The following is a 20,756-nucleotide window of genomic DNA, read 5'->3' as shown; positions in this document are numbered from 1 at the left end:
TCCCGCGTTTGCGAGGGGCCGCCGCCGCCGGGCGCATAGCTCAGCGGAAGAGCACTCGGTTTACACCCGAGCGGTCGCAGGTTCGAACCCTGCTGCGCCCACCGTCCCACCCCGCGCGGGGTGGCGCATCGTCGTCACCAGCACCGCCAGTCCCGCGAACAGCACTGCCGCGATCACGCCCGTGACGTGCAGCGCGCTCGTGAACGCCTCCTTCGCCTGGTCCGCCACTTCCGCGCGGGTGACGTCGACCGCCAAGGTCGTGCCGGCCGGGAAGGCGTGCCGGTAGACCGCCGCCGCGGTCAGGCCGATCAGGGCCAGCCCCAGCGAGCCGCCGAGGTAGTTGCCCGTGTCCGCCATCGAGGCGGCCGAGCCGGCGCGCTCCGGCGGCACCGATCCGACCACCAGGCCGATGCCGAGCGCGAACAGCGGGCCCGTGCCCAGGGTCAGCACCGCGATGGCCACCATGACCAGCGGGAGCCCGCCGGTGAAGACCAGGAGCAGGCTGCCCGCCGCGGACACCACGAGGCCGCCCGCGATCGCCGTGGCCGGTGTCATCCAGCGGGTCAGCGACGGCGCCGTCATCGTGCCCACCGCGACGCCGAGACCCATCGGCGCGAACAGCACGGCCGAGGCGAGCGGCGAGTGACCGAGGACACTCCGCAGGTACTGCGTGACGAGCAGGCCGACGCCGGCCATCGCGACGCCGGCGAACATCAGCGCGACCAGCACGGCGGTGAACGGGCGGTTCCGGAACAGCCGCAGGTCCAGCAGCGGCGACGGCGTCGTCAGCTGACGGCGGGCGAAGACGACGCCGAGCACGGTCCCGGCCGCGATCGCCCCGAGCGGCACCACCAGCTCGCCGGCGGCCAGCTGCTTGAGCCCGAACACGATCAGCAGCACGGCGGCCAGCGAGAGCGCGACCCCGGCGAAGTCGAGCCGCCCGGACGCGGGGGCGCGGAACTCGGGCAGCAGGAAGGGCCCCGCGACGAGCAGCACGCCCATGGCCGGCACGGCGACCAGGAAGACCGAGCCCCACGCGAAGTGCTGGAGCAGGAACCCGGCGAGCACCGGGCCGGCCGCGCCGCCCGCGAACTGGCAGGTCGCCCAGATCGAGATGGCCTTCCCGCGCTGCTTCCCGTCGCGGAACATGGTGGTGATCAGCGCGAGCGTCGACGGCATCAGCGTCGCCCCCGCGACGCCGAGCGCGCCGCGGACGACGATGAGCATCGCCGGGCTGGTCGAGAACGCGGCGACGACGGAGAGCACCGCGAAGGCGCCCCCGCCGGCGAGCAGCAGCCGCCGTCGCCCGATCCGGTCGCCGAGGGTGCCCATGGTGATCACGAACCCCGCGACGACGAACCCGTAGCTGTCGGTGATCCACAGCTGCTCGGTGCCGCTCGCCCCGAGGTCGGCGCTCAGTTGCGGCAGCGCGAGGAACAGCGAGGTCATGTCCATCGCGACGAGCAGGGTGGGCAGCACGAGCACCATCAGCCCCAGCCACTCCCGCCGTCCGGCCGGCTTCTCCATGTTCGGGCTCCTTCTCCGTGATCCCTTTGCCAGGAGGTCGGAGCCGTTCCGGACGACCGGACATGGTGCGGAGCATCTTTTCGGGAACTTTCCGGTCAGCCCTGCCCCGTCACCCGAGCGTCGAAGGCGACGCGAACGGCCGGATCGTGGTGCCTCGCTGATCGGGAACCTTTGTCAAGATGCGCACGCGAAACCCCGCTCTTTCGCGCGAAAAGCAAAAAACGCCACCCATGCGTAACGGGTGATGGTTGACGTCCGACAGGCAGTGCGGCAAGTGACCAACTCACCTGAGGGGAAACCTGTGAAGGGTTCAGGGTTTTTGAAGCGAGCCGCCGCCGTCGTCGTCGCGGTACCGGTGCTGGCCGTGCTCGTGGGGGCCGGGCCGGCGCAGGCGCAGCTGGTCGCCACGGGGTCGCTGTCGTTCAGCGGTGACGAGGGCGACTACATCAGTGGGGGCGGTTCCTACGCCTACTCCACCGAGGCGAAGGACCGGCTCACGGTCAACGCGGCGGGGGACCGCAACCACGTCGCCGTGAGCATCAGCGGCTTCAACAGCGACTGGTGGACGCTCGACCTCGCCGCGCCCAGCGGCACGAGCCTGGCCGCCGGCACCTACGACGGGGCGACCCGGTACCCCTTCCAGGGGGCCAACGCGCCGGGGCTGGACCTGAGCGGCAACGGTCGCGGGTGCAACACCCTGACGGGGACGTTCACCGTCCAGAACGTCGTCTTCGGGCCGCACGGCTACGTCCAGACGCTCGACGCCACCTTCGAGCAGCACTGCGAAGGCGACAAGGCGGCCGCACGCGGCGAAGTGCACATCGCCAACCCGCCGGCGCCGGCGGAGCTCGCGATCGGGCTCAAGGTGGCCACGGACGGCACCGCGAGCGCGCTCAACGGCAACGCGTACCTGCACGGCACCGTCGACTGCACCGCCCCGGCCAAGGTCACCTTGAGCGGCTCCGCGACGCAGGTCAAGCGCAACGTCATCATCCGCGGCACCTACTCGGCGCAGGTCGCCTGCACGCCGGGCACGCCGGCGCCGTGGACGGCGACCGTCGTGCCGGCGGGCACCACGCCGTTCCAGAAGGGGAAGGCCGAGGTCGTCACCCAGGCGACCGCGCTCGACCCGAACTACAACACCAACGTCTCGGTCGACGACACCACCGTCGTCACCTTGGTGAAGGGCTGAGTTCCCGGCCGTGGGGCCGCCGGGACAGGGCGGCCCCACGGCCTTACGCCGCATGCCAGGCGTGTGCGGCGAAGGCCTCGTCGAGCGGGGCCCGGGTGAGCCGGTTCGCGAACGTGGACAGCGTGTACGTCCCGATCCCCAGCACCACCTCCAAGGCGTTCCGTTCCGTGTAGCCGGCGCCGGTGAACGCCTCCAGCGCTTCGGCTGGGACCTCGCCTCTCGTGTCCATGACCGCGTGGACGAAGACGCGCAGCGCCTCCAGCCGCGGCTCCGGCAGCGGGGATTCCGCCCGCAGTGCCGCCACCAGTTCCGGAGAGGCGGACAGGCGGGTCAGCGTGGCCGTGTGCATCGCCACGCAGAGGTGGCACTCGTTGCGCGCGGCCACCGTCATGATCAGCACTTCGCGTTCCAGCGCCGTCAGCGTCGTGGACTCGAAGATCGCGCTGAGCTTCAGGAAACCGTTCAGCAGTTCCGGTGAGGTCGCCAGCCGGGCGACGGCGGACGGCACGCGGCCGAACTTCTTCGCGGTGGCCGTCATCGCGGGGCGCGCGGCCGGGGGTGCAGACTCCGGGGTGTGATCGGCGAACAAGGCGTCTCCAGAGGTAGGATCGACAACGTGGTTGTCGAAACCGTAAACGTGGTTGTCGAATTTGGCAAGGGGTCATGACCGACACGCCCGGCTACGAGCTGCCCTTCCTGCTCTTCGGCGGCTTTCGCACGCTCATCGACCGCCTGCACGCCGAACTCGCGCGCCAAGGCCACCCCGACGCCCGGCCGTCGTACGGCTTCGCCATGCAGGCCATCGGGGTCCAGGGCGCGACGGCGTCGGAGATCGGCCGCCGCCTCGGCGTTTCCAAGCAGGCGGCGGGCAAGACCGTCGAACGGCTGGAGGCGCTCGGGTACGCCGAGCGCGCCGACGACCCGGCCGACGCGCGCCGCAAGATCGTGCGGCTCACCGCGCACGGCGTCGACGCGCTCACGAAGTCGGCGGAGATCTTCGACGTCCTGCGCGCGGAGTGGGCGCGTGCGGTCGGTGCCGAGCGGTTGACCGCCCTCGAGACTGCCCTTCGCACCGTCGTCGACCCGGCGGCCTACCGGCTCGACGCGGCGGGCTGGTTCTCGGGCTAGAAGCCGCAGCCCGGGTCCGGCGCGTCCTCCGACAGCGGGCTGCCCGCCGGGAGCACGTACAGGACTTCCAGCACCAGCGGCGTCGAGCCGAGGTTGCGGCCGATGTGCACCTGATCGGGTGCTTCCGTGAACGCGCGGCCGGCGCCGAAGACGCCGTCGACGCTGCAGTCGGCCAGGTTGTGCGTGAGCGTCCCCGCCTTGACGTACGCGTAGAGCCTGCCGTCGTGGAAGTGCCAGCCGGTGTAGCCGCCGGGCTGGATGGTGACCTCCCGCAGCGTGTAGTCGGTGTGCCCGATGGTCTTCTGGGCCAGGATCGTGCCGGTGACGCCGCTGCCGGGCGTCGCGGAAGCGGTCGAGGGCAGCACCAGGACCGCGGCGAGGGTGGCTATGACGACAGTGAGCGGCTTGCGCATCGGCCCAAGCTACCGCGTCCGGACCCGTCCGTGGGGGCAGCGATCCGGGTAGCGTTCCCGCATGGACGCGGACGTTTTCGGGCAGGTTCTCGGCGCGGTGCGGGAGTTCGTGCGCAAGGAGGTCGTGCCGCGCGAGGCCGAGATCGACGAACGCGACGAGATCCCCGCGGAGATCCGGGAAAAAGCGGCCGGGCTGGGCCTGTTCGGCTGGGCGCTGCCGGAGGAGTACGGCGGGCTCGGCCTCGGCATGGCCGAAGACGTCCGGCTGGCGATCGAACTCGGCTGGACGACGCCCGCGTTCCGGTCCCTGTTCGGCACCAACAACGGCATCGCGGGCCAGGCGATCGTGCGCTACGGGACGCCGGACCAGCGCACCCGCTGGCTGCCGCGGCTGGCCGCGGGACAGGCGATCGCGTCGTTCGCGCTCACCGAAGCCGAGGCCGGCTCCGACCCGGGTGGGCTGACCAGCCGCGCGATCCGCGACGGCGACCGCTACCGGCTGTCCGGCACCAAGCGGTTCATCACCAACGCGCCGCTCGCCGAGGTCTTCGTCGCGTTCGCCCGCACCGACCCGGAAAGCACCGGCAGCCGCGGCATTTCGGCGTTCCTCGTGCCCGCGGGCGCGCCCGGCGTGACCGTCGGCCCGCACGACGCCAAAATGGGCCAGGCCGGCGCGTGGACGTCGGAAGTGGTCTTCGACGACGTCGAGCTGTCCGCCGACGCGCTGGTCGGCGACGAGGGCCAGGGGTTCGGCATCGCGATGGCGTCCCTCGCCCGCGGCCGGCTGCACATCGCGGCGCTGTGCGTCGGCTTGGCCGAGCGGGCGCTGGCCGAGGCCGTCGAGTACGCGCGGACGGCGCGCCAGGGCGGCCGCGTGATCGGCGAGTACCAGCTGGTGCAGGCGCTGCTCGCCGAGTCGCACGCCGAGCTCGCGGCCGGCCGCGCGATGGTCCACGAAGCCGCCGCGAAGTACGACTCGGGCGAGGACCGCAAACTCGGGCCCTCGTCGGCGAAGCTGTTCTGCACCGAGATGCTCGGCCGGGTCGCCGACCGCGCGGTGCAGGTGCACGGCGGCATGGGCTACGTCCGCGGGGTCACGGTCGAGCGCATCTACCGCGACGCGCGGCTGTTCCGGATTTACGAAGGGACGAGCGAGATCCAGAAGCTCGTGATCGCGCGGCAGCTGCTCAAGGACTGAACTCGCGCTGGAGCTAGAGCTTCCGCACCAGCAGGTCGATCTCGTCCTCGGTGTTGTAGTAGTGCACCGAAGCCCGGACCATGTCCGGCAGGTCGCGCGCGGTGAAGTCGTACTGGGCCGACGTGCGGTGCGACAGCGACGTGTTGATGTTCGCCTCCGCCAGCCGCGCCTTGATCTCCGCGGCAGGGGTGCCGTCGAAGCTGAAGGTGACGAGGCCGCACTTCCGGGCGCCGGCGTCGTGCACGCGTGCGCCGGCCTCGGTGAGCCGGTCGCGCAGCGTCGCGGCCAGTGAAGCGACGCGCGCTTCGATGGCCGGCAGCCCCCATTCGAGCGCGTAGTCGATGGCCGCGCCGAGGCCGCACACGGCGGCGAAGTCGCGCTCCCACACCTCGAAGCGCTTCGCGGTCGGGTCGACGACGTACTCGGCCGGCGACTCCCAGCTCGCCGAGTGCAGGTCGAGCATCGCCGGTTCCAGCCGTTCGCGCAGCCGCGGGTGCGCGTAGAGGAAGCCGGTGCCGCGCGGGCCGCGCAGGTACTTGCGGCCGGTCACCGACAGCGCGTCGCACTTCAGGCGCGTGACGTCGAGGTCGATCTGGCCCGCCGACTGGCAGGCGTCGAGCAGGAACGGGATCCCGGCCGCTTCGGCGACCGCGCCGATCTCCTCGGCCGGGTTGACCAGCCCGCCCTGGGTGGGCACGTGGCTGACGGCGATCAGCTTGACGTCGCCGTCGACGCGCCGTCGCAGCTCCTCGACGTCCAGCTGGCCCGACTCGTCGTCGCCGATCACCTCGACGACCGCGCCGGTGCGCTTGGCGACCTGCAGGAACGCGATGGCGTTGCTGGCGTACTCCGCCTGGGAGGTGAGGATCCGGTCCCCGGCGCCGAACGGCAGCGCGTAGAACACGGCTTGCCAGGCCCGCGTCGCGTTGTCGGTGAGCGCGATGTCGTCGGGCCCGGCGCCGACCAGCCGCGCCGCGGACGCGTACACCGCGGCCAGGCGGTCCGAGGCCTCCGCGGCTGCTTCGTACCCGCCGATCAGCGCCTCGTGGCGCAGGTACTCGACGACGGTGTCGGTCACGACGGCCGGAGGCAGCGAGGAGCCCGCGTTGTTGAAGTGGACCACCTCGGCGCAGCCGGGGGTGTCACGGCGCGCGCGTTCGACATCGAAGGTCATACGAACTGAATACAGTAGCTCGGTACTGTATGCAATACTGCGGCATGGCCCGGACCCCGCTGCGCAGCGACCTCATCGAGGAGATCACGGCCCGCGTGCTCGACGGGCGGCTCGCCGCCGGCACCCGCGTCAACGAGGTGCACCTGGCCCGCGAGCTGGGCGTCAGCCGGACGCCGCTGCGGGAGGCGCTGATCGGGCTCACCGGCCGCGGCCTGCTCGTCTCCGCGCCGGGCCGCGGGTTCCTGGTGCCGCCGTTCGACCCGGACGAAGCCCGCCGGCTCTACCCGCTGGTGGCCGAACTCGAGGCCCTCGCGCTGCGCTGGACGTCACCGCTGGAGCTGGCCGGGCTGCCGGACGCGCTCGACGCCGTCGCCGACGAGATGGCGGCGGCGCCGGACGGCGCCGATCCGTCCGAAGTGGACGACCGGTGGCACGCGCTGCTGCTGTCCCGCTGCCCGAACCCGCACCTGCTGCGGCTGATCGAGCAGACCAAGCCGCTGCTCAAGCGGTACGAGTCGGGCTACTTCGCCCGCGCGGACCGCGCCGAGGAGAGCATCGGCGAGCACCGCCGGATCGCCGCGGCCCTGCGGGACGGCGACGTGCGGACGGCGTCCGCGGTGCTCGTCCGCAACTGGGTGAAGGCGCTGGCGTACCTGGGGAAGGACGAAAGATGATCATCGCGCACCTGAGCGACCTGCACCTCGACGACGGCCCGCGCGCGGAAGACCGCGCCGCCGCCGTGATGGGCTACCTCCGCGGGCTCGCGAAGCCGGTCGACGCGGTCGTCGTCACCGGCGACATCGCCGACCACGGCACGGCCGCGGAGTACGCGCGCGCCGCCGAGCTGCTGAAGCACCCGGCGCCGGTGCTGCTCTGCCCGGGCAACCACGACGTCCGTGCGGAGTTCCGGGCCGGGCTGCTCGGCCTCCCCGCGGCCGACGGTCCGATCGACCATGCGCGGGAGGTCGGCGGCGTGCTGTTCGCGCTGTGCGACTCGACGATTCCCGGCCGTGGCGCGGGTTTCCTCGCCGACGAGACCCTGGACTGGCTCGACGGCGTCCTTTCCGGCGGCGACGGCCCGGCGTTCGTCGCCTTCCACCATCCGCCGGTCGAGGTCGGTGTCCCGCTGGTCGACGCGATCCGCCAGTCGGGGGAGGAGCGGCTGGCGGCGGTGCTGGGCCGCCATTCGCGCGTGGTGGCGCTGCTGGCCGGGCACGTGCACACCGGCGCCTCGACGATGTTCGCGGGAGTGCCGTTGCGCATCGCGCCCGGCGTCGTCTCGGGCGCGCTGCTGCCGGTGGAGCCGGGTTCGGACCGGGGCTGGGACGAGGGCGGCCCGCTGGAGTTCGACCGGCCGCCGTCGCTGCTGCTGCACGTCCTGCACGACGACGGCCGGGTGACCACCCACCACCGCACGGTCCCGGGGCTCAGCGGTTGAACACCGGCAGCGTGATCCGGGACGGCCGGGCCGCGTCGTGGAAGACCTCGAACCGGTTCGGCTTCCCGTCGACCGCCGATGTGACCGGCTCCCCGGTGCCGTGGTTGCGCGCGAAGCGGGGGAACGCCCCGCCGGCCACCTGGACCCGCAGCCGGTGGCCGCGGCGGAAGCGGTACGCCGTCGGATCGAGCGTGACCTCCGCCGTCACGACGCCGTCGCCGTCCGCCGCCGGGAATCCCGGCCGCAGCCGCAGGATCCCGTCGGTGACGTTGCGGGACACGCCGTCCGGGCCGACGTCGCAGAGCCGGACGTAGACGTCGGCGTGCCCCAGTTCGGTGCGCACGTGCACGGTCGCCGCCACCTCGCCGATGACGTCCAGATCCGACGGCAGCGGCTCGCCGGTGAACACCAGCACGTCCGGCCGCGCCTCGACCTCCTGGTTGTCGCGCTGCTTCCACGCGCCCGTCAGCAGCGGCCCGCCGACCGCCGGGGTCGGGTCGGCCGGGTCGTAGGTGAACGTCGTCGGCCGCGCTTCGTCGCCGAACGCTTCGCCGAGCCCGCCGATCGGCCGCAGGTGCGACGCGGTCGCCGTCGAAGGCGGCGGCCATGACTCGAAGTCCAGCCAGGCGCCGGCGCCTTGGAGGAAGAGCCGGACCGGCGCGCGGTGCAGGAAGGTGCGGTCGCCGAGCAGGTGGGCGCGCAGGAACCCCAGCTGGTCCTGGATCATCGGCTTCATGCTCGCGGGTTCGCCGTGCGCCCACGGCCCGATCGTGATCCGCGGCGCCCGGCCCGCCTCGGCGAGGATCCGGAAGTCGCGCAGCTGCGCGCCGACGAACAGGTCGTACCAGCCGGTGACCATCGACACCGGGGCGTCGAGCCGCGCGACTTCGTCGCTGTGGTCGGACATGGCCCAGTAGTCGTCGTCCGGCACGAAGTGCTCGGTGATGTCCTGGAGGAACTTCACCGGTTTGCCGATCGCGGCGACGTCGGCGCCGCTGAGCGGCAGGTGCGCCATCGCGCGGCGCGTCTTCCGCTTCTGCCGCGGGTTCGGCAGCGCCGCGAACCGCTCTTCCTGCCGTCCGATCATCGCCGACCACGACACCACGTTGTCCGCCGCGAGCACGCCGCCCGGATAGAACGTCGAGACGAACTCCGACGCCGTCACGCCGAGGCACATCGCCGCCAAGGCCGGGTCGAGGTACGGCCCGACCGCCCACTGCGTGTGCCCGAGGTAGCTGGCGCCCGCCATGCCGAGGGTCCCGTCGCACCACGGCTGGGCGCGCAGCCACTCGGCGGTGGCGAGGCCGTCTTCGCGTTCGAGGTGGAAGGGCCGGAACTCGCCGCCGGAGCCGAACGAGCCACGGGTGCTCTGGATGACCGTCTGCAGCCCGTGCCGGGCGAACGTGTCGCCGAACAGCTTCGAGAGCAGGCCGGTCCGCCCGTACGGCGTCCGGATCAGCACCACCGGCGCCGACGTCGTCCCGGCCGGGGCGTACCGGTCGGCCAGCAGCGCGACGCCGTCGGACATCGGCACGGCGAGGTCGCGCGTCACGACCGGTTTGGGGCCCTCGGCGCGGGGAAGTCCCAGCACCCTGTCGACAAGTCGGTCCAGCACGGGCGCCCGCCTTCCGAAGTGGAGAAGAACCTTCCGGATTCGACGGTACCTCAGGTCAGCCGGGCGAGGGTCTCCGGACGGAGCAGCCGCGCCAGCTCCTCGGCCGGGAGCAGGCCTTTCTCGACGACGAGCTCGGCGACGCCCCGGCCGGTGGCCAGCGCTTCCTTCGCGATCTCCGTCGCGGCCGCGTAGCCGATGCTCGGGTTCAGCGCGGTCACCAGCCCGATCGAATTCTCCACGTAGCCGCGCATGACGTCGACGTTCGCGGTGATCCCGCTGACGCACCGCTCGGCCAGCACCCGGCAGGCCGCGCCCAGGTGCGTGATGCTCTCCGAAAGCGCGTGGAGGATGACCGGCTCGAACGCGTTGAGCTGCAGCTGCCCGGCTTCCGCGGCCATCGTCACGGTGACGTCGTTGCCGATCACCTCGAACGCGACCTGGTTGACCACCTCGGGGATCACCGGGTTGATCTTGCCGGGCATGATCGACGACCCGGCCTGGACCGGCGGCAGGTTGATCTCGTTCAGCCCGGCGCGCGGACCCGAGGACAGCAGCCGCAGGTCGTTGCAGCTCTTCGAAAGCTTGACCGCGATCCGCTTGAGCACGCCGGACAGGTGCACGAACGCGCCGCAGTCCTGGGTCGCCTCCACAAGATCCGCCGCGGTGACGACCGGCAGCCCGGTGATCTCGCGCAGGTGCCGGCAGGCGGCTTCGGCGTACCCCGGCGCGGCGTTGAGCCCGGTGCCGATCGCGGTCGCGCCGAGGTTGATCTCGTGCAGCAGCGCCACCGCCTCGGTCAGCCGCAGCCGGTCCTCGCCGAGCATCACCGCGTAGGTGCCGAACTCCTGGCCGAGCGTCATCGGCACCGCGTCCTGCAGCTGCGTACGGCCCATCTTCAGCACGTCGTGGAACTCGACAGCCTTGGCCGCGAACGCCCGCTCCAGCACGACCATCGCCTCGGACAGCTCGTGCACGGCGATGATCGTCGCCACGTTCACCGCGGTCGGGTACGCGTCGTTCGTCGACTGCCCGAGGTTGACGTGCTCGTTGGGGTGGACGACGTGGTAGTCGCCCTTGGCGTGGCCGAGCAGTTCGAGGGCCCGGTTGGCGATCACCTCGTTGGCGTTCATGTTGGTCGAGGTCCCGGCGCCGCCCTGGATGACGTCGACGACGAACTCGCCGTGCAGCGCGCCTTCGCGGATTTCCCGGCAGGCGGCGCGGATCGCGTCCGCGATCGCCGGTTCGAGGAGCCCCAGTTCGGCGTTGGCGGCGGCCGCGGCCTCCTTCACCGCGGCCAGCGCCGAGACCAGGTGCGGGTAGGCCGAGATCGCGGTGCCGGTGATCGGGAAGTTCGCCCGGGCCCGCGCGGTGTGCACCCCCCAGTACGCGTCGGCGGGGACGTCCATGTCCCCCAGCAGGTCGTGCTCGCGGCGGGTGGTCATCGGGGGCTCCCCATGGTGAGTGCTTCGGCCAGTTTTCCGGTGACTCGCAGGTTTTCCGGTGCTTCGAGCGCGTCCACGCCGCACAGCTTCAGCGTCGCGGCCAGCACGGGTAGACGGGCCCGGTCGCCGCCGTCGGCGATCTTGATGGCGATCGCCGTGCCGTCCGGGAGCGCGGCGACCTGAACGGCCTCGAAGCCGTCCTTCGCGATCAGCCCGGGAACCGCGCGCATGACGGCGGTGACGTCCCGGCGGCTGCCGCCGACCAGTTCCGGGTGCCGCCGGATCCCGTCGGCGACCAGGTGGTCCGGCGTGCCGGGCGCGGCCGCGGCGATCTTCGCCGTGGCCGTGGCGAGCCCGCGCAACGTCGTCGCGAAGAGCGGCGCGCCGCATCCGTCGACGGCCACACGGTCGATCTCCCGGCCGGTCAGGTCCTCGACGGTGGCGGCGATCGCGCGCTGCAGCGGGTGGGCCGGGTCGAGGTAGCCGTCGACGGCCCAGCCGTTCAGCTCGCACGTCGCGAGCATCGCCGCGTGCTTGCCGGAGCAGTTGTGCGCCAGGCGGCTCGGGGCCCGGCCGGTCGCGATCCAGTGGTCGCGCTCGACCGGGTCGAACGGGAAGTCCGCCGGGTTGCCCAGCAGGTCGGGTGAGCGCCCGTCGAGCACCTCGAGAGCGGCGTCGAGGTGCCTCGGTTCGCCGGAGTGGCTGGCCGCGGCGACGGCGAACCCGGCGGGGGACAGGCGCAGCCCGAGCCGGGCCATCGCCGTGGCCTGCAACGGTTTCGCCGTCGAGCGCGGGTACATCACGGCGTCGGGGTCGCCCGCGCTGAAGAGCGTGGCGCCGTCCGGGGCGAGGACGACGACCGAGCCGTGGTGGACGCCCTCGACCAGGCCGCCGCGGATCAGCTCGACCAGTGGTTCGTGGCTCACAGGCTCGCCTCGTCGAACGCCCGCATGTCGATCCGCTTGCGCACGCCGAACCAGCCGACGACCAGGGCGACGACGATGGCAGGCAACGCGAGCAGGGTGATCCGGCCGGTCTCGTCGAAGCCCATCAGCACGGCGACCGCGGCGAGGAACACCAGCGTCGCGATCTCGGTGTACGGCGAGAACGGCAGCCGGAACGCCGGCCGTTCGAAGCCTTCGCGCTTCGCCTTGCGGACGAACAGGAGGTGGCAGAGCACGATGATGGCCCAGGTGGCGAGGATGGCGATCGCGGCGAAGTTCAGCACGATGTCGAACGCCTCCTTCGGCACCAGGTAGTTGAGCCCGACGCCGAGCACGCAGACGGCCGCGGTGAGCAGGATCCCGCCGTAGGGCACGTGACTGCGGTTCATCACGCCGGTGAACTTCGGGGCCGACCCGGCCATCGCCATCGAGCGCAGGATGCGGCCGGTGGAGTACAGGCCCGAGTTCAGGCTCGACAGCGCCGCGGTGAGCACGACCAGGTTCATCACGCTGCCCGCGGCGGGCACGCCCAGGTGCGAAAGCACGGTGACGAACGGGCTCTCCTCCTTGGTGTAGGAGCTCCACGGCAGGAGCATCGCCAGCAGCACGACCGAGCCGACGTAGAACACCGCGATGCGCCACATGATGGAGTTGATCGCCTTCGGCATGATCTTCTCGGGGTTCTGCGTCTCGCCGGCGGCGACGCCGACCAGCTCGACCGAGGCGTAGGCGAACACGACGCCCTGCACGATCAGCACCATCGGCAGCAGCCCGGCCGGGAAGATCCCGCCGTGGTCGGCGAGCAGCTGCGGCCCGCCGGCGACGCCGTCGATCGGCGTCTGCGTGACCAGCAGCACGATCCCGATCACCATGAACAGCACGAGCGCGGCGATCTTGACGATGGCGAACCAGAACTCCATCTCGCCGAACAGCTTCACCGACACCATGTTCAGCGTCAGCACGACGGCGAGCGCGAGGAGCGCGAGCACCCACTGCGGGATCGGCGCGAAGAACGACCAGAAGTGCGCGTACAGCGCGATCGCCGTGATGTCGGCGATGCCGGTGGTCGACCAGTTGAGGAAGTGCATCCAGCCGGCGACGTACGCGCCCTTCTCGCCCATGAACTCACGCGCGTAGGAGACGAAGGCGCCGCTGGATGGCCGGTACAGGATCAGCTCGCCGAGCGCGCGGACCACGAAGAAGGCGAAGAGCCCGCAGACGGCGTAGACGATCGCCAGCGCCGGCCCGGCCTGGGCGAGCCGCCCGCCCGCGCCGAGGAACAGGCCGGTGCCGATCGCGCCGCCGATGGCGATCATGTTCACGTGCCGGGGCTTGAGGGCCTTGTGGTAGCCGGCGTCGCCCGCGTCCGCGGTGGCGGCAGTGGACTCGGTGGCCAGGGTCTGGTCGGTCATTCGTCCCCGTTCACGATGCTGGTGAGGGTGTCCTCGACGTACTGGAGGTGGGCGGTCATGGCCGCGACGGCGGCGCTTTCCGAGCCGCCGGCGATCGCCGTGACGATCTCCCGGTGCTCGGCGTTCGACTGCCGGCGCCGGTCGCCGAGCTGGTTGAGGAAGGCGGACTGGCGGGCGAGCGCGTCCCGGATCTCCTCGATCACCTTCCCGAACACGGGGTTGCCCGAGGCCTGGGCGATGGTGATGTGGAAGAGCGAGTCCAGCGCGACCCAGGCCGTGTTGTCGGTCTCGGCGTCCATCCGCTCGACCAGGTGGCCGAGCAGATCGAGGTCGTCCTGGCTCCGGCGCACGGCGGCGTACCCGGCGACCGGGATCTCGACGTGGCGACGCACCTCGATCAGGTCGCGGGCGGAGTAGGGCCCGAAGGTCGGGTTCTCGACGGGCCCGGTGGCGGTGACGAAGGTGCCCTTGCCGGACTTGGACTCGGTCATGCCGAGCGCCTGAAGCCCGCGCAGGGCCTCCCGGACGACCGAGCGGCTGACCTCGAACTCCTTGCTCAGCGCGGCTTCGGAGGGGAGCTTGTCGCCGACGGCGTGCTCGCCGCGCTCGATCGAGGAGCGCAGGTGGGCCAGCACGGCTTCCATGGCGCTCACCCGGCGAGGACCACTTTGTCCGGCTGTCTGGCTGTCAGACAGGTTCATGGAAGGGATGGTCGGTGGCGCGGGTGGCGGTGTCAACGCGGCGACGTCTCGCTGTGGTCCAGCTCACCCGCTGCCGCCCTGGTTCCGAAGGTCGCGAATGACTCATTCGGGACGTGCGAGGTCCCGAATGAGTCATTCGCGGCACTCCCGCGACGGCCGTCAGCGTGACCGCCCGGCAGCGCCGCGTGTCGTGATCGTTTCCGCCGAAGGAGCCGCGCGTCGGTGCTCTCGTCCGGTCTCGCCGAGGGGCACAATCGAGCCCGGCGAGTGCGGGATAAGGTGAGAGACCCGGGCGCGCCGGTCCGCCTGATCTAGGGGAGGTTTTCGCTGGTGTCGAACGATTCCTTCGTCCACCTGCACGTCCACACCGAGTACTCGATGCTCGACGGTGCGGCGAAGATCGCTCCTCTCTTCGCGGAGGCGGCGCGCCTCGGCATGCCGGCGGTCGGCATGACCGACCACGGCAACATGTACGGCGGCGACGAGTTCTACCAGCAGGCGAAGAAGCACGGGCTCAAGCCGATCATCGGCATCGAGGCCTACGTCGCGCCGGAGAGCCGCTTCCACAAGAAGCCGGTCTTCTGGGGACAGGCGAACCAGCGCGGCTCGGACGAGCTGGGCGAGGGCGGCGACGTCTCGGGCGCCGGTGCGTACACCCACATGACGATGCTCGCGCAGAACGCCACCGGCCTGCGGAACCTCTTCAAGCTGTCCTCGCTGGCCAGCATGCAGGGCTACTACCGCAAGCCCCGGATGGACCGCGAGCTGATCTCGGAGAACCACGCGGGGATCATCGCGACCACCGGCTGCCCGTCGGGCGAGGTGCAGACCCGGCTGCGGCTGGGCCAGAAGGAGGCGGCGATCCAGGCCGCGTCCGACTACAAGGACATCTTCGGCGCCGACAACTTCTTCCTCGAGCTGATGGACCACGGCCTGCCGATCGAGCGGTCGGTCCGCGAAGGCCTCCTGGAGGTCGGCCGCCTGCTCGACCTCAAGCCACTGGCGACCAACGACTCGCACTACGTCACCAAGGACCAGGCGGACACCCACTCGGCGCTGCTGTGCGTCCAGGCGGGCAAGACCCTCAACGACCCGACCCGGTTCAAGTTCGACGGCGACGGCTACTACCTCAAGTCCGCCGCCGACATGCGCGAGTACTGGGACAAGGAGGTCCCCGGCGCGGCCGACACGACGCTGATGATCGCCGAGCGCGTCGAGTCCTACGAGGACGTCTACGCGCACAAGGACCGGCTGCCGTTCTTCGAGGTGCCGGAGGGCTACGACCAGGGCGGCTGGCTGCGCGAAGAGGTCCAGCGCGGTTTGCAGTGGCGCTTCCCGGGCGGCGCGCCCGAGGGCTACCAGGAGCGCATCGACCGGGAGCTCGACGTTATCATCGGGAAGGGCTTCCCGGCCTACTTCCTGATCGTCGCCGACCTCATCAGCTACGCCCGCAAGGTCGGCATCCGGGTCGGCCCCGGCCGTGGTTCGGCCGCCGGCTCACTGGTCGCGTACGTGCTCGGTATCACCAACCTGGACCCGATCCCGCAGAAGCTGCTGTTCGAGCGGTTCCTCAACCCCGAGCGCGTCTCGATGCCCGACATCGACATCGACTTCGACGACCGCCGGCGCGGCGAGATGATCCGGTACGCGACCGACAAGTACGGCGTGGACAAGGTCGCCCAGGTCATCACCTTCGGCACGATCAAGACGAAGGCGGCGATCAAGGACTCCGCCCGCGTCCACTTCGGTCAGCCCGGCTACGCGATCGCCGACAAGATCTCGAAGGCGCTGCCGCCGCCGATCATGGCGAAGGACATCCCGCTCTCGGGCATCGTCGACTCGAAGCACGAGCGCTACGGCGAGGCCGCCGAGGTCCGCGCGCTGGTCGAGACCGACGACGAGTGCAAGACGATCTTCGAAACCGCCCGCGGGCTCGAAGGCCTGATCCGCAACGCCGGCGTCCACGCCTGCGCGGTCATCATGTCCTGCGACCCGCTGACCGACGCGATCCCGCTGTGGCAGCGCGACGACGGTTCGATCATCACCGGCTGGGACTACCCGTCGTGCGAGGCCATCGGCCTGCTGAAGATGGACTTCCTCGGCCTGCGCAACCTCACCGTCATCGGCGACGCGATCGACAACATCAAGACCAACCGCGGGGTCGACGTCGACCTCGACACCCTGGGCGTCGACGACCCCGAGACGTACAAGCTGCTCGCCCGCGGCGACACGCTCGGCGTGTTCCAGCTGGATGGCGGCCCCATGCGTGACCTGCTGCGCCGCATGGAGCCCACGGTGTTCGACGACATCGTCGCGGTCGGCGCGCTGTACCGCCCCGGCCCGATGGGCATGAACGCGCACAACGACTACGCGGACCGGAAGAACAACCGGCAGAAGGTCAAGCCGATCCATCCGGAGCTCGACGAGCCGCTGCGCGAGATCTTGGCCGACACGTACGGCCTGATCGTGTACCAAGAGCAGATCATGCACATCGGCCAGAAGGTGGCCGGGTACACGATGGGGCGCGCGGACGTGCTCCGCCGCGCGATGGGCAAGAAGAAGAAGGAAGTCCTCGACAAGGAGTACGAGGGCTTCGAGGCCGGCATGCGGGCGAGCGACCTGCGGCCCGGCGGCTTCTCGCCCGAGGCGATCAAGGCGCTCTGGGACACGATCCTCCCGTTCGCCGGCTACGCGTTCAACAAGAGCCACGCCGCCGCGTACGGCCTGATCTCGTACTGGACCGCCTACCTCAAGGCGAACTTCCGCGCGGAGTACATGGCCGCGCTGCTGACGTCGGTCGGCGACAACAAGGACAAGTCGGCGGTCTACCTGTCCGAGTGCCGCCGCCTCGGCATCAAGGTGCTCCCGCCGGACGTCAACGAGTCGGCCCTGCGGTTCGCGGCCGTCGGGGACGACATCCGCTTCGGGCTGGGTGCCGTCCGCAACGTCGGCGCGAACGTCGTCGAGTCGATCATCAAGACCCGCGAGGAGAAGGGCAAGTACTCGTCCTTCACCGACTTCCTCGACAAGTCCGAGCTCGTGGCCTGCAACAAGCGGGTCATCGAGTCGCTGATCAAGGCGGGCGGGTTCGACTCGCTCGGCCACACGCGGCTGTCGATGATCCAGGTCCACGAAGACGCGGTCGAAGCCGTCGTCCCGCTCAAGCGCCAGGAGGCGATGGGCCAGTTCGACCTGTTCGGCTTCGGCGGGGACGAGGGCGAGGCGGCGCCGTCCTCTTCACCGCTCGCGCACCTGAAGTTCGGCGAGGACGAGTACCCGCGCAAGCAGCTGCTCGCCTACGAACGCGAGATGCTCGGCCTGTACGTCTCGGCGCACCCGCTGGACGGCGCCGAGCGGATCCTGCGCAAGCACGCCCCGAAGCCGATCGCCGGCATCCTCGCCGATCCGCCGAAGGAGGGCGAGATCGTCATCTCCGGGCTGATCACGTCACTCGAGCGGCGGGTCAACAAGAAGGGCGAGCCCTGGGCGATCTGCACGGTCGAGGACATGGACGCCTCCCTCGAGGTGCTCTTCTTCCCGAAGTCGTACGCGCTCTTCGCGAGCGAGCTGATCGAGGACAACGCGGTGCTGGTCAAGGGCCGGGTCAACTGGCGCGAAGACAAGATGTCGATCTTCGGCGGCGGCCTCGCCACGCTCGACCTGTCCGAGGTCGGGACGGGCAACGGCGACGACGAACCACCGCTGGTGCTGCTCGCCGCGGCGGAGAAGATCGACCAGTCGGTCGTCAGCGAGCTGCGGTCCACGCTGCTGGCGCACAAGGGCGAAACGATGGTCCACCTCAAGCTGGTGGGGCGAAACCAGACGGTGTTCGCGCTCCACGACTACCCGGTGAAGGTCAGCTCGATGCTGATCGGCGAGCTCAAGGGCATCCGCGGGATCACCGCGAGCACGTAGTCCGGGGTGTTCTCGCGACAGCGTTCGCCACGGTGTCTTGTGGGGGAGTGGTTCCGTTTCGAGTCGACTCCGGGGAGGTAACACCCCTGCGATGAACTCGTACGAACCCGACCCCCGCCGCTGGAAAGCGCTTGCCGTCTCGCTCACGGCCGGGTTCATGGGCCTGCTCGACGTCAGCATCGTCAACGTCGCCCTGCCGTCGATGCAGGCCGGGCTGCACGCGAGCAGCGGCGGGATCCGCTGGGTCGTCTCGGGTTATGCGCTGGCGTTCGGGCTGGTCCTGGTCACCGGCGGCCGCCTCGGCGACGCGTTCGGCCGGCGGACCATGTTCCTCGGCGCCCTCGCCGCGTTCGTCGTCACCAGCGCGCTGGGGGGCGCGGCGCCGAACGAGACGACGCTGGTGCTCGCGCGCCTCGCCCAAGGCGTCGCGGCGGGCATGCTCACCCCGCAGAACACCGGGCTGATCCAGGATCTCTTCCGCGGCGCCGAGCGCGGCCGCGCGTTCGGGATGTTCGGCGCGGTCGTCGGCATCTCCACGGCGGTCGGGCCGATCCTCGGCGGCGTGATCATCGCCGTCTTCGGCGGCCAGGACGGCTGGCGCTGGGTCTTCTACGTCAACGTCCCGATCGGCGTGCTGGCGTTCGCCCTGGCCGTCCGGCTGCTGCCGCGCAGCGAGAAACGCCAGGTCAGACTGCGGTCCGAGATCGACTTCGTCGGCATCGTGCTGCTCGCGGTCGCCGTCCTCGGCGTGCTGCTCCCGGTCGTCGAGTCCGACGACGACGGCCCCGCGCGGCTGTGGTGGATGTTCGTCGTCGCGCTGGTCTTCGGGGCCGCGTTCGTGCGCTGGGAGCACTCGGTGATCCGGCGCGGCCGGTCGCCGCTGCTGGACACCCGGCTGTTCACCGGCACCCCGGGCTATGCCGCGGGCGCCACGGTCGGCGCGCTCTACTTCTGCGGGTTCGCCGGGATCTGGCTGGTCTTCGCGATCTTCTTCCAGCAGGGTCTCGGCTACACGCCGCTGCAGTCCGGCCTGTCGGTGACGCCGTTCGCGCTCGGCTCGGCGGTGTCCGCGGCCGTCGCCGGGCGCCTGGTGCCCCGCTTCGGCCGTCGGCTCACCGTCGCCGGGCTGGGCATGGTCGCCGCCGGCATGCTCGTCGTCGCCCTGCTGGCCGGGCTGGTCCCGCCGTCAGCGGCCGGCTGGGCGTTCGCGCTGCCGCTGCTGTTCGCGGGCGTGGGCGGCGGGATGGTGATCTCGCCGAACACGACGTTGACGCTGGAGTGCGTGCCGGTCCGGATGGCCGGGGTCGCCGGCGGCGCCCTGCAGACGGGGCAGCGCATCGGCACCGCGATCGGTACCGCCGTGCTCGCATCGATTTTCGGCACGGTCGTCGGCACGGCGCGGCACTACCCGCTCGCGCTCACCGTCGCGCTCAGCTGCGCGGCCGTCCTGATCTGCGGCGCGCTGGCCCTCGCCGTCGCCGAGCTCCGGGCGCGGCGCAACCGTGCGCAGACTGCCGAGCGGGAACGCGAAGGCCGGGACGCCGAAACCTCCGCGGCGGACGTCCCCGGGGTCTAGGACACTACTTTCCGCAGATTCGCGATGCTCCATCCGAGTGACGAGCACGAAAAGACACTGGCGCTACGCAGAGCAACCAGGTAGATCTTATGGAGCCTTCACTGCGCGGCTTCGGCTACCGACAGTGGCAAATTGGTCGGCCACCCGGGGATGGGGTGACCGGCTGAGCGATCGGGACGTCCGGAGTTCGAGGGAATGGACACACTCGGTCACCTTCCGTCCAGTGAGTGTCGGCGTCCGCGGGGGACCGTCCGGCACTCGCGGAAGGGCTGCCCATCGGCGACCGCCGACGCGTGACGGCGGCGGGCGGGGCCGGATGAGGGGGAACCGGGCCCGCCCGTCTTCTTCGCCCGCGGCTCGTGTCGCGCGGCTCTTCTCGCTGATCATGCTGGGATGTTCGGCGTCCGTCCGAGGCCGACGCGGGGAGCCGCGATGACCGAGCAGCCGTTGCGGCCGAGCGGCCGGCCCCGGTTGGGGTACCGGCCGATGCGCTCACGCGACAACAGTGAGCCCCACCGCGTCGCGACGCCGCTGGAGCTGCTGCTCTTCGACCTGTGCTTTCGTCGCCGGTCGCGGTTTCCTGCTGAGCGTCTGGCTGCCGCACGCCATCGGGTTCCCGGTGACCGCGGTGCTCGTCGTCGCCGCGTCGTTCACCCCGGCGCCGATCCACGTCGCCGCCGGGCTGGCGGCCGCGCTCGTCGCTGCTGACGGTCGTCGCGACCCACGGCGAGCGGCTGCCGGCGTGACCGGCGGATCGGTGCAGGTCAGCGGCCTGGCGCGAAAAAAGGGACCCCCCTGCGCGAGGGGTTTCGGGGGCATGTAAAGTTCTCCAAGTCGCCAGGGAAACCGAGCGGCCGCCGGGAACACGAACCAAGCTCCCACGATCGTGGTAGAGTGGGTGGTCCCGAACCAGGGTGGTATCCCTGGAACAAAGCTTGAAACAAATGCCGAGGATAAGGCCGTGTGAAAGCGGCGCGATCCAAAGCGTGTTGCTTGAGAACTCAACAGTGTGCTAGTGAACTAAGCCAGTAGAGCTTATGTATTTGAACCTCGTTTGAGGTTCCTTTGAGAGCATTAATTT

Annotated in this window: 16 protein-coding genes, 1 tRNA gene and 1 pseudogene; 9 read left to right on the top strand and 9 right to left on the bottom strand. The window is 70.8% G+C overall.

What is annotated here, in order from left to right; genetic code table 11:
* The first annotated feature begins 29 nt into the window (after positions 1–29).
* Positions 30–101 (top strand) — tRNA-Val (locus AB0M82_RS43905).
* On the opposite strand, the gene AB0M82_RS43900 is transcribed toward AB0M82_RS43905, so the two are convergent.
* Positions 61–1,449, bottom strand: coding sequence for an MFS transporter (locus AB0M82_RS43900; RefSeq protein WP_364735435.1), 1,389 nt, complete (start codon positions 1,447–1,449; stop codon positions 61–63). The two genes, AB0M82_RS43905 and AB0M82_RS43900, sit on opposite strands and share 41 nt — an antisense overlap.
* A 397-nt stretch (positions 1,450–1,846) precedes the next feature.
* On the opposite strand from AB0M82_RS43900, the gene AB0M82_RS43895 reads away from it, so the two are divergent.
* Positions 1,847–2,719 (top strand): hypothetical protein, encoded by an 873-nt coding sequence (locus tag AB0M82_RS43895; protein WP_364735417.1) that lies wholly within the window; start codon positions 1,847–1,849, stop codon positions 2,717–2,719.
* A gap of 43 nt (positions 2,720–2,762) precedes the next feature.
* Here the strand turns inward: AB0M82_RS43895 and AB0M82_RS43890 are convergent, their stop codons facing one another.
* Positions 2,763–3,257: a carboxymuconolactone decarboxylase family protein gene (locus tag AB0M82_RS43890; protein WP_364735433.1), complete on the bottom strand. Its 495-nt coding sequence runs from the start codon at positions 3,255–3,257 to the stop codon at positions 2,763–2,765.
* 125 nt (positions 3,258–3,382) lie between these two features.
* Here AB0M82_RS43890 and AB0M82_RS43885 point away from each other — a divergent pair, with 125 nt between their 5' ends.
* Positions 3,383–3,847 (top strand): MarR family winged helix-turn-helix transcriptional regulator, encoded by a 465-nt coding sequence (locus AB0M82_RS43885; protein ID WP_364735415.1) that lies wholly within the window; start codon positions 3,383–3,385, stop codon positions 3,845–3,847.
* Here AB0M82_RS43885 and AB0M82_RS43880 read toward each other — a convergent pair.
* On the bottom strand, positions 3,844–4,260 hold the full coding sequence (locus AB0M82_RS43880) for a cupin domain-containing protein (protein WP_364735413.1): 417 nt from the start codon (positions 4,258–4,260) through the stop codon (positions 3,844–3,846). The two genes, AB0M82_RS43885 and AB0M82_RS43880, sit on opposite strands and share 4 nt — an antisense overlap.
* 61 nt (positions 4,261–4,321) lie before the next feature.
* Here AB0M82_RS43880 and AB0M82_RS43875 point away from each other — a divergent pair, with 61 nt between their 5' ends.
* Positions 4,322–5,458, top strand: a complete 1,137-nt coding sequence (locus tag AB0M82_RS43875; protein WP_364735411.1) for an acyl-CoA dehydrogenase family protein — start codon at positions 4,322–4,324, stop codon at positions 5,456–5,458.
* A 13-nt stretch (positions 5,459–5,471) separates the two neighbouring features.
* Here AB0M82_RS43875 and AB0M82_RS43870 read toward each other — a convergent pair whose 3' ends face one another.
* A complete protein-coding gene (locus AB0M82_RS43870) occupies positions 5,472–6,632 on the bottom strand; it encodes an aminotransferase class V-fold PLP-dependent enzyme (RefSeq protein ID WP_364735409.1) in 1,161 nt (386 codons plus the stop codon).
* Positions 6,633–6,676: 44 nt separating this feature from the next.
* Between AB0M82_RS43870 and AB0M82_RS43865 the strand changes: the two genes are divergently transcribed.
* A complete protein-coding gene (locus AB0M82_RS43865; protein WP_364735407.1) occupies positions 6,677–7,306 on the top strand; it encodes a GntR family transcriptional regulator in 630 nt (209 codons plus the stop codon).
* Entirely contained in the window at positions 7,303–8,070 is a 768-nt protein-coding gene (locus tag AB0M82_RS43860) for a metallophosphoesterase (protein WP_364735405.1), read from the top strand. The genes AB0M82_RS43865 and AB0M82_RS43860 overlap by 4 nt, the downstream gene beginning before the upstream one ends.
* On the opposite strand, the gene AB0M82_RS43855 is transcribed toward AB0M82_RS43860, so the two are convergent.
* Genes AB0M82_RS43855 through AB0M82_RS43835 form a run of 5 tightly spaced genes read right to left on the bottom strand, consistent with a single transcriptional unit; the run spans position 8,060 to position 14,127 of the window.
* Positions 8,060–9,685, bottom strand: coding sequence for a CocE/NonD family hydrolase (locus AB0M82_RS43855; RefSeq protein ID WP_364735403.1), 1,626 nt, complete (start codon positions 9,683–9,685; stop codon positions 8,060–8,062). The genes AB0M82_RS43860 and AB0M82_RS43855 overlap by 11 nt on opposite strands.
* A gap of 50 nt (positions 9,686–9,735) precedes the next feature.
* The gene (gene aspA, locus AB0M82_RS43850; protein WP_364735401.1) at positions 9,736–11,127 is read right to left on the bottom strand and encodes an aspartate ammonia-lyase; all 1,392 of its coding nucleotides are present in this window, start codon (positions 11,125–11,127) and stop codon (positions 9,736–9,738) included.
* Entirely contained in the window at positions 11,124–12,053 is a 930-nt protein-coding gene (locus tag AB0M82_RS43845) for an asparaginase (protein WP_364735399.1), read from the bottom strand. Before AB0M82_RS43845 ends, aspA begins: the two co-directional genes overlap by 4 nt.
* Positions 12,050–13,483 carry an amino acid permease gene (locus AB0M82_RS43840; protein WP_364735398.1) on the bottom strand — a complete coding sequence of 478 codons (1,434 nt, stop codon included), beginning with the start codon at positions 13,481–13,483 and terminating at the stop codon, positions 12,050–12,052. Before AB0M82_RS43840 ends, AB0M82_RS43845 begins: the two co-directional genes overlap by 4 nt.
* Positions 13,480–14,127: a FadR/GntR family transcriptional regulator gene (locus tag AB0M82_RS43835; RefSeq protein WP_364735431.1), complete on the bottom strand. Its 648-nt coding sequence runs from the start codon at positions 14,125–14,127 to the stop codon at positions 13,480–13,482. The genes AB0M82_RS43840 and AB0M82_RS43835 overlap by 4 nt, the downstream gene beginning before the upstream one ends.
* 387 nt (positions 14,128–14,514) lie before the next feature.
* Here AB0M82_RS43835 and dnaE point away from each other — a divergent pair, with 387 nt between their 5' ends.
* The 3 genes and pseudogenes from dnaE to AB0M82_RS43820 form a co-directional block, all read left to right on the top strand.
* Complete coding sequence (gene dnaE, locus AB0M82_RS43830) at positions 14,515–18,099, top strand: DNA polymerase III subunit alpha (RefSeq protein WP_364735396.1); 3,585 nt, start codon at positions 14,515–14,517, stop codon at positions 18,097–18,099.
* 91 nt (positions 18,100–18,190) lie between these two features.
* Positions 18,191–19,675: an MFS transporter gene (locus tag AB0M82_RS43825; protein WP_364735394.1), complete on the top strand. Its 1,485-nt coding sequence runs from the start codon at positions 18,191–18,193 to the stop codon at positions 19,673–19,675.
* Positions 19,676–20,279: 604 nt separating this feature from the next.
* Positions 20,280–20,421, top strand: a pseudogene (locus AB0M82_RS43820) (low temperature requirement protein A); the annotation flags it as partial.
* Between the last annotated feature and the right edge of the window lie 335 nt (positions 20,422–20,756).

It is taken from the genome of Amycolatopsis sp. NPDC051128, from assembly GCF_040682715.1.
GTDB lineage: Bacteria > Actinomycetota > Actinomycetes > Mycobacteriales > Pseudonocardiaceae > Amycolatopsis.
Note: the sequence above shows the minus strand (reverse complement) of the source record. Positions and strands in the feature narration are given on the sequence as shown.